Raw genomic sequence first — 12,050 nt, forward strand, 5'->3', positions numbered from 1 at the left:
CTCGGGGATAGTATAGAGACACCGATCGGGAACTGATCGGTGATTCCGGCTCCCCGGCACCCTCACCAACGGTATAGTCATTATGCTGCACCGTGACAATTGCGTACCCGCCTCCGGCGCCGGCATCCCGCCCGGCGGCACCGCCTCGCCGACACCAGCGTATCCGTCCCCTTCGAAAGCTCCCGTCGCATGGCCTTCCTGAACATCAACGCCACGCTCCCTGAAAAGGGCCGTGATCTCAGGCTCGACCTGTTTCGCGGTGTCGCGAACTGGGCGATCTTTCTCGACCATATCCCCGACAATGTCGTGAACTGGATCACGACCCGCAACTACGGCTTTTCCGACGCGGCCGATCTGTTCGTCTTCATCTCCGGCTATACCGCCTCCTTCGTCTACGCGCGGATGATGCTGGAGCGCGGCTTCGTCGTCGGCGCCACGCGGCTGACCAAGCGGGTCTGGCAGCTTTATGTCGCCCACATCATCCTGTTCGTGATCTACATCGCCTCGATCAGCTATCTCGCGCTGCGCTTCGGCGATTCCGAGATGATCAACGAGTTCAACGTCGCCGGCCTCGTCGACAATGCCACCGAGACGCTGCGCCAGGGCCTGTTCCTGCGCTTCAAGCCGCTCAATCTCGACGTGCTGCCGCTCTACATCGTGCTGATGGGCCTGTTTCCGCCGGTGCTGTGGTTCATGCTGCGCAAGCCCGACCTGACGATGGCGCTGTCGATCGTGCTGTGGCTCGCCGCGCGCCACTTCGGCTGGAATCTGAACGCCTATCCGGCCGGCCAGTGGTACTTCAACCCCTATTGCTGGCAGGTGCTGTTCGTGTTCGGCGCCTGGTGCGCGATGGGCGGGGCCCGGCGCTCGATGGCGCTGATCAATTCGCCAATCACCCTGTGGGCCTGCCTCGGCTATCTCTTGTTCGCGCTGGTCATGACCATGGCCGGCCGCTTCCCCGCTCTTGGCGGCATGCTCCCGGAATGGCTGTTCGCGGCCTTCAACCCCAACGACAAGACCAATCTTGCACCGTACCGCTTCCTCCATTTCGTGGTGATCGTGATCCTGGTGATCCGCTTCGTGCCGAAGGAGTGGCCGGGACTGGAGTGGAGGGTGTTCGACCCCTTGATCGTGTGCGGCCAGCAGTCGCTCGCCGTGTTCTGCGTCGGCGTGTTCCTGTCCTTCGTCGGCCATTTCGAGCTGTCGATGAGTTCGGGCTCGCTGCTCGCGCAGATTTTCGTCAGCATCGCCGGGATCGCGATCATGACGACGGTGGCCTATTACATCTCGTGGTCGAAGAAGCAGGACAAGCCGCTGAAGCCGCCACCGGCCAAGCCGGCCGCAGAGGCGAAGGCGGCCTGAGAGAGGCGGCCCCTACGCCGCCTCTTCGCCGTCGAACTCCGTGAATTTCTTGTAGATCCATTCGCGGCCGTCGTGGCGGCGCCAGACCTTGCCGACAACGAACTGCCCATTGATGGAGCGGCGCGGCACGATCACGGTCCAGAGGTGCCAGATCTCCGTCCAGCTCGACTGCGGGCCGACGGTCTTGAGGTCAAGATCAAAAGACATGGGACAGAACTCGCTGGCGCAGAACTCAACTGATACGCGCGCTGCGACGAACCATGATCTGTGGTCGCACAGAAGGGCGGCCCATCGCGAGCCGGGTCCGAGCTGATAACAGCCACCCAAGCGGCCGCAACAGCCGCTCGCCTTTAACCTAACCGATCAACCTTACTTCTTGGGATGGATCGGCGCGATCGGTTGAAAGCCGGCGCCGGCTTTTCTAGAATATACGTGATTTGAGAACGAGCGCGCTATTTCAGCGCACGGTGATTTTCGAGCTGACGTCGGGCTTTGCCAGCAATCGGACGTTTGCAAAAAAAGTTGATTTGCGGGGAACAACGACAATGAAATTGCAATGTGCACGCCTGCGCCTCGCGTTGCGAATGGCGCCCGCGCCGATCGTGAGAACGCCGTCACAGGAGCCGCCGCAAGCCGCCAACGACAACCAGGCGGTCTGGTCCTTCGTCCCGTTTCCGCCCGGCTGGCACGCGTCGAGCTGACCAGCGCGGCCGGAAAAGCGCAACGCCGCGCAAGCGGAATATCATCGCTTGGCGGCGTCCGTTTAGACATTGGGCGCTGAAATCCCCAATGCAGATATGTCTATGGCGACGCGCAAAGGTTCGATGCGGCTTTGCTGATGCCGCGCGAAGCGGACGGCAGGACGTGAAAAATCCCGGGCGGGCGCCTTTCTGGCCCTCACCTCGCAACCTATCCCCGAGATACGAGTTGCCACTTTTTCCCGCATGCCCAAATCCACTCGAGCCGGAGCGCGGCCGTGAATTTTCGCGAACCAGCAGAGATCCATCACCAGCAACCCACAAGTGGGAGCGAGGCGGTGGGTCAGATCGAGATCCAGGAGAATGTGACCGACACGCCGGAGGCTGGAAGCTCCCTGTTCGCCATCTGCGGGATAGGCGTGGCCGGATTGGTGATGCTGGGGTGGATCTGCGCTCTCGCCTGGATCGCCTGGCGCATCGTCGGTTGGATGCTGTCTTGAGGATGTGCGCCTCCGAGGAACGGACGTGGCGCTCAACCTAGGGACTGGTCGGGGCAGCTGGATTCGAACCAACGACCTGCAGTACCCAAAACTGCCGCGCTACCAGGCTGCGCTATACCCCGAATGTCCGGCAAGCCCTGTCGATACACGCTTCCCAAGGCGCCAGCAAGCTTCCCAAGGCGCCAGCAAGCTTCCAAAGCCGCCCGCAAGGCCGGCAAGCGCCCGGGGCCTGCCCGCCTTATTTGCTGCCGAACAGAGGGTGGCCGACGCGATCACCAGGGCGGATGCCGTACTTTTGCGCCGTTCCCGCCACCACCTCCAGCACCGCCCGGGCGGGCCCCCGGGACGAGATGATTTTCGTCGACAACGGCTCGGTGTTCTCGGCGATGCGCAGGATGCGGCCGTCGGCGCGGATGAAGATCATGTCGAGCGAGACGTAGGTGTTCTTCATCCACATCGACACTTCCTGCTCGGGATTGAAGTCGAACAGCATGCCTTTGCCGTCGGCCAATTCCTTGCGATACATCAGGCCGGTCTGCTTCTCCTCCTCGGTCGTTGCCATTTCCACCGAGAACACCTGCACGCCGTTCTTGGTGACGATCTCGAGCGGCTGGAAGCTGGCGGCGCCGACAGGTGCGCTCGCGACGGCCAAGCCGGTGATGACGAGGATGGCGCCAAGCCAGCCCTTCGCAACGGACCAGACGGCCTTTCGATCAAAGTTCATGGGAGCTCTCAAGGCGTGGGACTTGGCCAGTCCTTACGCGGCGACCGCCGGAAAGGAAAGAGGCGCGCCGGCCAGCCGGCACGCCTCTGCTCACGATTGCGGGAACTGGAGCCTTTAGGGTCTGTACTCAATAGGGATTCCCGCTGAGGCGGAGTTGTGATTCAAGACCTCCGAGTCGAAGGGGGGCTTGATGGGGCAAAAGCTATATTGGCTGAGTGAGGCGGAGTGGAAGCGGATTGAACCGCTGTTGCCACGTGGGCGGCGCGGCGCCCATCGCGTGGATGACCGACGCGTGATCAGCGGGATCCTCCACATGCTGCGATCGGGCGCACGCTGGCGAGACTGCCCGGCAGATTACGGCCCCTACACGACCATCTATAACCGCTTCAATCGCTGGAGCCGCCAAGGCGTGTGGGGCAATATTTTCTACGCCTTGACTGGCTCAACCGGCCGGGTCGGGACAATGTCCATCGACGCGACCCACATCAAAGCCCACCGCTCGGCGGCGGGCGCAAAAGGGGGGACTTCCAGCAGGCGGTCGGCCGCTCGCGAGGCGGACGCACCACCAAAATCCACGCGCTGACCGAGGATTATGGACGTCCGATCGCCTTCGTGATCACGCCTGGCAACTGCCATGACCTCACGGCGGCGCGCGATCTGCTGCCTGCCGTCTCTCCTGCTCGACGATTGCTTGCTGACAGGGCCTATGACGCCAATAGCCTGCGTGAGTGGTTGGCCGAGCGCGGAACAAAGGCAGTAATTCCGCCCAACCCAACTCGCAAGCATCCGCACCGGTACGACGTGAAGGCCTACAAAGGACGCAATCTCATCGAACGCATGTTTTGCCGCCTCAAGGACTTCAGGCGGATTGCGACCCGCTACGACAAGCGAGCCGACAACTTCCTCTCGGCCATCCTCTTGGTCGCCGCCGTTACTTGGTGGATCAATTGAGTCCGGACCCTAGCACTACTTTGGCAGATTGTTGATTTTGGCGCGTTTTATAGGATTCCCGAATCAATTTTTCAATGATTCATGGGTGGTCGGCTCTTGGAGGGCTGACCATGCCGGGATGGGAAGACGAACTCGAACGCTGGCTGATGCCGTTCTTGGACCGACTGGGTCATAAGACCCGGCAGCGGATGTGTCCTCTGTATGTTGCGGGATTGATCGGTCCCGGCGATCGTAAGAGCGTTCAGCCGATGGCGGAACGCCTTGCCACCAGCACCTACGACCAGTTGCACCATTTCATTGCGGACGGTGTCTGGGACGCGACGCCGCTGGAGACAGAGTTGCTCAACCAGGCGGACCGACTTGTCGGCGGCAGGGATGCGGTGCTGGTTATTGATGACACCTCACTTCCCAAGAAGGGTGAGCGCTCGGTCGGTGTTGCGGCTCAATACGCCTCGGCTCTCGGTAAAACGGCAAATTGCCAAACACTGGTGTCTTTGACGCTTGCGCGCGGCGAAGTACCCGTGATGGTCGCGTTACGTCTCTTTCTGCCTGACAGTTGGACAAGCGACGAATCTCGTTTGAAGCGCGCTCGCGTGCCAGTCGAACATCGAACGCCACGGTCCAAGCCGGAGATTGCTTTGGCCGAGATTGACCGCGCGATAGCAGCCAACGTGCGCTTTGGATATGTGCTGGCGGATGCAGGATACGGCCTCAGCGCACCGTTTCGACAAGGGCTAACAGAGCGCGGGCTGGTCTGGGCTGTCGGAATCCCGCGGCACCTGAAAGTGTATCCGGTCGATGTGAAGCTCATTTGGCCGATTACCAAAGCCCGCGGCAAACCACGAAAGCACCACGTGCCCGATATCTTATCAATTGCGGCCGAGCAAATGCTGGCCGGCGCCAAATGGAAAACCGTGAGTTGGCGTAGCGGGACGAAAGGTCGGCTTAAAGCCCAATTTGCTGCGGTCCGTGTCCGGACCGCCGACGGCCCTCCGCAGCGGATATGGGATAAAGGTCAGCAGCATCTCCCAGGCGACGAAGCCTGGCTCATTGGCGAGCAACGTGCGTCCGGGGAGAAGAAATACTATCTGGCCAATCTTCCGGCGGCGACGGATCTGCGCACGCTGGCCGCCACCATCAAGGCACGGTGGATTTGTGAGCAGGCGCATCAGCAGTTGAAGGAGGAACTTGGACTTGATCACTTCGAAGGGCGATCATGGCAAGGTCTTCATCGCCACGCCCTGATGACAATGATTGCCTACGCCTTCCTGCAACATCGTCGCCTCGCACACGCGGGGCGGAAAAAAAAGAATCTACGGGCCTCCGCCTCAGCCAACCATGCCAGCCGTACGTCACGCCATCGTCGATCTCATCCTTCGGCCGCCGTCTCAGCATTGCCCATATTGCCGAAGGCAAATCCGTGAAAAACAGCGGCGAAAACACAATCTGCCAAAGTAGTGCTAGTGCGACTGCAATCCCGGCGATCCGGTTTCCGGGTGGATCTCGGCCGCCATCATGCCCTTGGAGCCGGGCCCGAAGCGCACCAGGACATACTGGCCCGGCCTGAGCTCGGTCATGCCGAAGCGGCGCAGCGTCTCCATGTGCACGAAGATGTCGGGCGTGCCCTCGCCGCAGGTCAGGAAGCCGAAGCCGCGCAGCCGGTTGAACCATTTGACCTGGGCCCGTTCCAGCCCGCTGGTCGGGGTCACCGTGACATGGGTGCGCGGCGGCAGCATTTGCGCCGGATGGATCGCGGTCGACTCGTCCATCGAGACGACGCGGAAGGCTTGGTAACCCTTCGCGCGCTGGATGCATTCGACGACGACACGGGCGCCTTCATAAGCCGTCTGGAAGCCGTCGCGCCTAAGCACGGTGACGTGCAGGAGGACGTCCGGCCAGCCATTGTCGGGAACGATGAAGCCATAGCCCTTGGAGGCGTCGAACCATTTGATGACGCCACGGACCTCGACGAGGTTGGCGCCGGTCTCACCAAGCCCGCTGAATGGACTGAGCGCGCCCTCGCGGCCGGCACCGCCGTGTTCGCCCGGCGTCAATCGCCCGGGCGAAGTGCCCTGTCCGGGAACTCCAAGCTTCTTGGACTCAAATCCGTCCGACGACCCCATAACCCCGGACCCCACACTGCCATGCTACCCGCCACATCGGCGGCGCTCGAATCACGCGTCTTGAGAGATTGTTCTCGGTTCGACGCGACGCGAATCTTCGACTCAAAAGATAACACTCCCGGTTGCGGCGCATAGACAAAAAAGAGATTCGCCGGAACCTATGAACAGCTTGCACAGCCGCGAATCAAACTGATGCCTCAATTGCCGACAAAGGGCCCGAGAGTCTCGCCGATGTCGTGGTGGATGACGAGGTCGGCGATGTCATCCTGATCCGTCGGCTCGCGATTGATGATCACGAGACGTGCACCTGCGCGCCTGGCCATCATCGGAAAGCCCGCGGCCGGCCAGACCACGAGCGAGGAACCGATCGCGATGAAGAGATCGCAGGCTTGCGACAGCGCGGTTGCTCGCTGCATCTCGTCATCCGGCATCATCTGGCCGAAGGAGATCGTGGCGGTCTTCACCGGCTCGTCCACGTGGTGCAGTTGGGCGCCGCGCCATCGTCGTCGAAACGGCGCTTCACCCAATCGAGCTGATAGGCCTGCCCGCATCCGATGCAGCGCGCATAAGTGGTATTTCCGTGAAGTTCAATCACGTGTTCGGGCGCAAAGCCCGAGGCCTGGTGCAGATTGTCGATGTTCTGGGTGATGACGGCAGGAATCTTGCCGGCGCGGTAGAGCGAGGCCAGCGCGCGATGGCCGCGGCCGGGCTTCGCCGCCGCGAAGACCTCCTCCATCGCGAAGCGCCGGCGCCAGGATTCGTCCCGCGCCTCTTGGCTCGCAACGAACTCGTCGAATGGGATCGGACGGTTACGCGTCCAAATTCCACCCGGCGAACGGAAGTCGGGAATGCCGCACTCGGTCGAGATGCCGGCGCCGGTGAACGGCACGATGGTTCTGGCCTCGGCGATCATGCCACCGAGGCGCTCGATGCCGCTCTGAAGATCCGATGCGATCAATCGCGCCTCCCGACTCGTTTTGCCTGACAGCAACATGCGCAAGCGGCAAGATCGTTGACTCTCTTATCAAGCGCGAACGCAATGCGCTCCGCAATTTTTCCCGGCCTACGCTTATCACAATCCTGCAATGCCTCCTCCCCATTGACGCCCCATTCAGGAGCGCCAATGGATGTGTTGACGCGACTCAACGTGATTGCGGCGGCAGCGCTTGAGTTCGGATGTGCACATACTCGGGTGTAGAGGGGATTTGACATGACCGAAGACGAAGAACGCAAGGTTCGTGAGCGCGACGAGATCGCCGCCCGTGTCGCCGCCTTCCGTGCCACGCAGGAAAAGTTCAAGCGCGAGCGCGAAGAATATTTCGTGTCGACACTGGAGAACGCCCGCAAGGTCGAGCGGCCATCGCTCTGGCCCTAGCATCATCGCGCAAGCAGGCGCGAAGGCGTACGAATGAAAAAAGCCCGGAGCATCGCTCCGGGCTTTTCGCTATTGGGGACTACCAATGCCGCCAGTGGTGGTGGCGGTAGTACGGTCCGCCATAATAGGCGTAGGGGCCAGGTCCGTAGTAATAGCTCGGGCCGTCATAGTAGGCGTAGCCGGGACCGTAATAGCCATAAGGGTGGGAGGCGGCGATCGCGCCCGCGGTGATCGCGCCGGCGGCAAGGCCGAACGCGAGGCCCGGGCCGATGCCGCGGCCACGCGCCTCAGCCGGTGCAGGCGCCGCGACGGCGGTCACGCCGACGGCCGCGATGGTGGCCAGAACTGCCAGTGTTTTCTTCATGATGTCCTCCTTCGCGTCTCGCGGGATAACCCCGGGCACCTGCCATGGTTGCGCGACCGGCAGAAACGACACGGTGGAAAAATCTCGATGCACCGGGAACGAAATCGCCGAATGCAGATTGATCCGTCAGGTGTGAGCCTTGGCCATCCGGGTAGAGGCATCAGCACGTAACCCCGTCAGCATCTCCGCGATGCTGGCGGGGTTTTCAGTCTCACGGGAGCAAATGGCAGCAGACCACCATTGCTGCCAGCGGGGTGGACGATCGAGGAGGAAGGTTTGCCCTTATCCGCTTTGCTGGCCCGTATTCGCAAATTGGTTCCCAGATCCGACGATGAGCATTACGACGAGATCGTCCGCAGCTTCGGTGTCGGCACGCTGCGCCCGCCGCCGACGCCGATGAGCGACCGCGAGCTGGCGCAGGCCATCGCCGAGTTCCTGAAGCAGCAGCCCTCGAGCGAATCCGTCGCGACCCTCGGCCGCCGGCTCGATCCCTCCTCTCCCGTCTGAGTTTCTTTGCGAGAGCAAGGAACCAGGATTGCGCGCAGACGTTGAGTTCCCTTGCGCTGAGCGGAAAGTGGAAAGAGACCCCGAGATGCCCGCGTGGCTTGAGGTTTTGCTCAATCTGGTCGGCTATGCCGGCTTCGTGGCGCTCGCCTCGCGCGGCGCCGCCAGCCCGCAAGCGCCGGCCGACGATCGCAGCTACGGCGATGATGGCTAATTAGCGCGCGCCGTCTGGCCTGCCGTGCGCACCAGCCGGTCGGCCTTGATCGCAACGCGCGTGTCCTCCGCCTGCGGCCGCAGCGAGAAGCTGATCACCACGAAGGTAAGACAGAACAGCGTGCCGACGACGGCGACGCGCCGGTAGGTGTGCCGGTCGCCTTGAAAAAAGGACGGCTCCGAAAAAGGAATCATGGCAAAATTGCTTCTTGGCAAAGTCGTTTCTTGCTTGTCTTTGCCCGACACCTACCCCAACCCGCGCCAAGCGCAACGCGATTGGGCTTTTAACCTAACCGAATAGGGTTATCGGCATCGGTGCAAGTTATCGTTAGGCAGACCAGAGGCGCACCTCTGCCGCAAGGAGCGGTGAACGACCGGCCAGCTTTGTTCCAGCTTCGACTCCATTTCGTTCCCGAAGAACGAATCGGAATCACAGAAAACGGCGCGGAGCAGTTCTTAACGAATCCTCTTGCGACCTCGATCAGGCCGGCACACTTCCATGCGGCTCCTCCTTCACCACATTGCTTGCGGACAAAACAGCGGCGGGGACTGCGCCAGCATCACGCCATCTCGTTCCAATACGCGCGGTCGCATCGTCCCGACCTGGCGCGACTTGTTCTGCATCCGACTCCATTTCGTTCTCGAAGAACGAATCGGAGTCGCAAAAATCAGCGTGGAGCAGTTCCTAATGATTGATGAAAGCGCGGCTGTCTTGGACGGCAGGGCCCGTCGCAGGCAAACGCTACGGCGACAAGCAAGCGCGCCCCCTCAGAACGAGCCCGCGCCTGCGCATTGCCGCGTGTCGTTGCCGATGGATCAAGCCGCCCGATTCGACTTGTCTTTCGAGAAGCATTCGAGGATCTGGATGCGGAGCTCTTCTGCGGCGGGCCCCTCGAGCTTCCTGAGCTCGTTCCACAGCCTGATCACTTCGCGCTGCTTTTCGACGGTCATGAGCACCCTCCCAATGGTCCACCAAGGCTGTCCACATTAGAACAAATAGAGAACAAAAAGTCCAGTCCTCGGGAGAGTTTTCGTGCTGAACCTTTTCGGCGCGGCAGGGACCTATGGAAGCTGGGGATTTCAGCGCCCAGTCACACGGCAGCGCCGCCTGACGAACATACTCCGTCGTTTCGGCGCTGTTGCTTTTTGGCATTTCAACTTTAAGTTACGCCCATGCTGACGGCCAGGCGCTGAAATCCCAACGCCGTCGGTGAGAAGAGCCTCGCGCGAAAGCGCGGGGTTTTTTCTTGCGATGATTTGGTAAGGGCGGATTGCGGCGACCGGAACGAGGTCTCGCCTTCTGCATTGACGGTCCGAAATCAGCGGGCCGGCAACCGCGCGACGCAGCCGTTCGGCGCGATTGAAGCTCGTTCGGCGCGACTGAAGCTTGCGCCGCGAGATACGCCATCGAGCCGCTGATGATCTGCGAGTTCTGCGAGAACGAAATCCCGGTCGGTCTTTCGCTCTGCCCGGCTTGCGGAAAGCCGCAGGGCGCGCCCGGACGGAGCGAGCGGCGCGCGCCGTGACTTGTCCTGATCGTCGTGGCGGTGTTCGGCATCGCCATCGCCGAGCACCACCTCTTCTTCAGCCCTTGATCATTGCGCCGTCGCAAGAAGTCCGGCGCGATGACATCGTCGGCGGCTCAGACCGCGTCCTTCGCCACCTTCAAGGGCGAGGCCTTGACCGATTTGCTCGCGGGCTTCGCCGCAAACTGCATCGGCTCCTTGGTGAAGGGATTGATGCCCATGCGGGCTTCGGTCGCCGGCTTGTTCACCACCGACATCTTCACGAAGCCGGGAATGACGAACTCGCCGGACTCGTTGAGCTCCTTGTAGCCGACGGTCGCCATGTACTCGATCACCGACTTCACGTCGTTCTTCGAAAGCTGCGTGCCCTCGGCAATTGCATCGATCAATTGGGTCTTCGTCATCTTCGCCATGTCTGAATTCCTCTGAATGGGGGCGCGCGCAATTCCTGCTGGGGACGCGGCCGAACCGCGGGGGCACGCTGCTGATTCATGCCAGAAGTCATGAAGTGATCGGGCTTAGAACCCATCGAGGCCGAAAACGCAAGCACGGTTCTCGGGGACGCCCGGCCCTGTGAATGATGCCGCCGGACACGCCCACCTTCTTTTTGAACCATTCAGCGGTTGACGCGTCTTATGTTTGAAGTCGCTGAACTTCACCCCACCAGAGAGCCCCGCTGTCCCCAGGCGGGGCTTTCGCTGTTCGAGAGTCCAGTTGATCCCACCCGCCGTGTCACCTCCGCGTGAAACCTGTGGCTCCGCAGGCATTGTTGACGCTTCAGTAACCTAACGCGGCCAAGCTCCCATCATGTTCGTTGCGTTGGAGTATCCCCACAGTGCTGGATTTTGACGAGCTGCGTGAACTCGCAGCTGATGTTCGTATTTTCGTCGACGTCGCCGAAGACAAGGCCGAAGCGCTCAGAGCCGTCATCGCGGCTTACGATGTCGTGCTGGCGATCTTCCCCACCGAGGAGGGCATGGGCCTCCACGTCATCAAGGGCAGCGAGATCCTGGACAGGATCGCGAAATCGCGGACGCATGCGATGTACAGCCACACGGCGATCGCGGTTCCCGATCTTGCACATGCAAGAGCGCTCAAGTTCCTGACGGCCCCTGTCGATCAGCGGATTGCGGCCTAAAGCATGATCCGGAAAAGTGCGAAGCGGTTTTCCGGAAAGATCATGCGTAAACAACAAGCTATAAAGCGCGATGACGATTCATCCAAATCTCATCGCGCTTTAGTCTTCTGCAGCGCTTGCTTGTCGGCCACGCCGCTCCGCAGCAAAGCGGCGCGTGGTTCATTTCGCCCGACGGCAGAGGTGAACCGCGCATCTGCCGTCAGCGAAGCAGCGCGGGTAGTTCACCCCGATAGAGAACCCCGCCTCCTCAAGGGCGGGGTTTTCGCTTTTGCGCGCTGCATCAGTTCGCCCGGAATTTCAAGCCTCTCTTTGCCGTTGACCCGGTTCCCCTGCCGACGCACCCTCTCGAGGGGGCGGGGTTTGAGGAGGCATTATGCCGAAAACCCTTGTGGAATTCAGAGCGAAGAACCTTCGTTTACTTGAACAGCTTTGTCCCGACGACCCGCGATACATCCAAGCCTGGTTGAAGCAATTCGATGAGCAGAACGGGATCGCGCCCGAAGCTCGTCCGAAGTCCGGCAAAGCCCGACGGGCAGCTTCGCCGAAGAAGGCCGCTTCGCCCGGTCGGGCGA

At 61.3% G+C, this 12,050-nt stretch carries 17 protein-coding genes, 1 tRNA gene and 1 pseudogene; 9 read left to right on the forward strand and 10 right to left on the reverse strand.

All coding sequences use genetic code 11. The features are described 5' to 3' along the window. Window positions 1-189: 189 nt before the first annotated feature. On the forward strand, window positions 190-1,362 hold the full coding sequence (locus tag BRAD3257_RS20650; RefSeq protein ID WP_122403330.1) for an OpgC domain-containing protein: 1,173 nt from the start codon (window positions 190-192) through the stop codon (window positions 1,360-1,362). A gap of 12 nt (window positions 1,363-1,374) precedes the next feature. On the opposite strand, the gene BRAD3257_RS20655 is transcribed toward BRAD3257_RS20650, so the two are convergent. Beyond that, window positions 1,375-1,569, reverse strand: a complete 195-nt coding sequence (locus BRAD3257_RS20655; protein ID WP_122403331.1) for a hypothetical protein — start codon at window positions 1,567-1,569, stop codon at window positions 1,375-1,377. A gap of 260 nt (window positions 1,570-1,829) precedes the next feature. Here BRAD3257_RS20655 and BRAD3257_RS39325 point away from each other — a divergent pair, with 260 nt between their 5' ends. Next, window positions 1,830-2,063 carry a hypothetical protein gene (locus BRAD3257_RS39325; RefSeq protein WP_129144829.1) on the forward strand — a complete coding sequence of 78 codons (234 nt, stop codon included), beginning with the start codon at window positions 1,830-1,832 and terminating at the stop codon, window positions 2,061-2,063. Between the two features lie 275 nt (window positions 2,064-2,338). After that, the gene (locus BRAD3257_RS20660) at window positions 2,339-2,560 is read left to right on the forward strand and encodes an RNA-binding protein (protein WP_122403332.1); all 222 of its coding nucleotides are present in this window, start codon (window positions 2,339-2,341) and stop codon (window positions 2,558-2,560) included. 45 nt (window positions 2,561-2,605) lie between these two features. On the opposite strand, the gene BRAD3257_RS20665 is transcribed toward BRAD3257_RS20660, so the two are convergent. Together BRAD3257_RS20665 and BRAD3257_RS20670 are read right to left on the reverse strand one after the other, a co-directional pair. Then, window positions 2,606-2,682, reverse strand: a tRNA-Pro gene (locus BRAD3257_RS20665). Window positions 2,683-2,798: 116 nt separating this feature from the next. After that, window positions 2,799-3,284, reverse strand: a complete 486-nt coding sequence (locus BRAD3257_RS20670) for a DUF192 domain-containing protein (protein WP_122403333.1) — start codon at window positions 3,282-3,284, stop codon at window positions 2,799-2,801. Between the two features lie 190 nt (window positions 3,285-3,474). On the opposite strand from BRAD3257_RS20670, the gene BRAD3257_RS20675 reads away from it, so the two are divergent. Together BRAD3257_RS20675 and BRAD3257_RS20680 are read left to right on the forward strand one after the other, a co-directional pair. Beyond that, a protein-coding gene (locus BRAD3257_RS20675) for an IS5 family transposase (RefSeq protein WP_407120425.1) occupies window positions 3,475-4,235 on the forward strand; the annotation gives its coding sequence in 2 pieces (ribosomal slippage) (window positions 3,475-3,811 and window positions 3,811-4,235; 762 coding nt in all). Window positions 4,236-4,309: 74 nt separating this feature from the next. Beyond that, complete coding sequence (locus BRAD3257_RS20680; RefSeq protein ID WP_122400733.1) at window positions 4,310-5,659, forward strand: IS701 family transposase; 1,350 nt, start codon at window positions 4,310-4,312, stop codon at window positions 5,657-5,659. Window positions 5,660-5,695: 36 nt separating this feature from the next. On the opposite strand, the gene BRAD3257_RS20685 is transcribed toward BRAD3257_RS20680, so the two are convergent. Beyond that, on the reverse strand, window positions 5,696-6,358 hold the full coding sequence (locus tag BRAD3257_RS20685; protein ID WP_162500287.1) for a cold-shock protein: 663 nt from the start codon (window positions 6,356-6,358) through the stop codon (window positions 5,696-5,698). A 197-nt stretch (window positions 6,359-6,555) separates the two neighbouring features. After that, window positions 6,556-7,316 (reverse strand): annotated as a pseudogene (locus tag BRAD3257_RS20690) (SIR2 family NAD-dependent protein deacylase). Window positions 7,317-7,568: 252 nt separating this feature from the next. Between BRAD3257_RS20690 and BRAD3257_RS40375 the strand changes: the two are divergent. Then, window positions 7,569-7,733 carry a hypothetical protein gene (locus BRAD3257_RS40375; protein WP_164937196.1) on the forward strand — a complete coding sequence of 55 codons (165 nt, stop codon included), beginning with the start codon at window positions 7,569-7,571 and terminating at the stop codon, window positions 7,731-7,733. 79 nt (window positions 7,734-7,812) lie between these two features. Here BRAD3257_RS40375 and BRAD3257_RS20695 read toward each other — a convergent pair whose 3' ends face one another. Next, the gene (locus tag BRAD3257_RS20695; RefSeq protein ID WP_122406684.1) at window positions 7,813-8,097 is read right to left on the reverse strand and encodes a hypothetical protein; all 285 of its coding nucleotides are present in this window, start codon (window positions 8,095-8,097) and stop codon (window positions 7,813-7,815) included. 312 nt (window positions 8,098-8,409) lie between these two features. Between BRAD3257_RS20695 and BRAD3257_RS20700 the strand changes: the two genes are divergently transcribed. After that, entirely contained in the window at window positions 8,410-8,604 is a 195-nt protein-coding gene (locus BRAD3257_RS20700) for a hypothetical protein (protein WP_244607656.1), read from the forward strand. Between the two features lie 85 nt (window positions 8,605-8,689). Beyond that, window positions 8,690-8,815, forward strand: coding sequence for a hypothetical protein (locus BRAD3257_RS41760; protein ID WP_283809886.1), 126 nt, complete (start codon window positions 8,690-8,692; stop codon window positions 8,813-8,815). Here the strand turns inward: BRAD3257_RS41760 and BRAD3257_RS20705 are convergent. The 4 genes from BRAD3257_RS20705 to BRAD3257_RS20715 form a co-directional block, all read right to left on the reverse strand. Continuing rightward, window positions 8,812-9,009 (reverse strand): hypothetical protein, encoded by a 198-nt coding sequence (locus tag BRAD3257_RS20705; RefSeq protein ID WP_122403335.1) that lies wholly within the window; start codon window positions 9,007-9,009, stop codon window positions 8,812-8,814. The two genes, BRAD3257_RS41760 and BRAD3257_RS20705, sit on opposite strands and share 4 nt — an antisense overlap. Before the next feature lie 621 nt (window positions 9,010-9,630). Next, entirely contained in the window at window positions 9,631-9,765 is a 135-nt protein-coding gene (locus BRAD3257_RS41765; RefSeq protein ID WP_283809887.1) for a hypothetical protein, read from the reverse strand. A 368-nt stretch (window positions 9,766-10,133) separates the two neighbouring features. Continuing rightward, entirely contained in the window at window positions 10,134-10,391 is a 258-nt protein-coding gene (locus BRAD3257_RS20710; RefSeq protein WP_122403336.1) for a hypothetical protein, read from the reverse strand. A 65-nt stretch (window positions 10,392-10,456) separates the two neighbouring features. After that, a complete protein-coding gene (locus BRAD3257_RS20715; protein WP_008558895.1) occupies window positions 10,457-10,753 on the reverse strand; it encodes an HU family DNA-binding protein in 297 nt (98 codons plus the stop codon). Between the two features lie 422 nt (window positions 10,754-11,175). Between BRAD3257_RS20715 and BRAD3257_RS20720 the strand changes: the two genes are divergently transcribed. Further along, window positions 11,176-11,478, forward strand: a complete 303-nt coding sequence (locus tag BRAD3257_RS20720) for a hypothetical protein (protein ID WP_122403337.1) — start codon at window positions 11,176-11,178, stop codon at window positions 11,476-11,478. Window positions 11,479-12,050: the final 572 nt, after the last annotated feature.

This window comes from Bradyrhizobium vignae (assembly GCF_900324035.1).
GTDB lineage: Bacteria > Pseudomonadota > Alphaproteobacteria > Rhizobiales > Xanthobacteraceae > Bradyrhizobium > Bradyrhizobium vignae.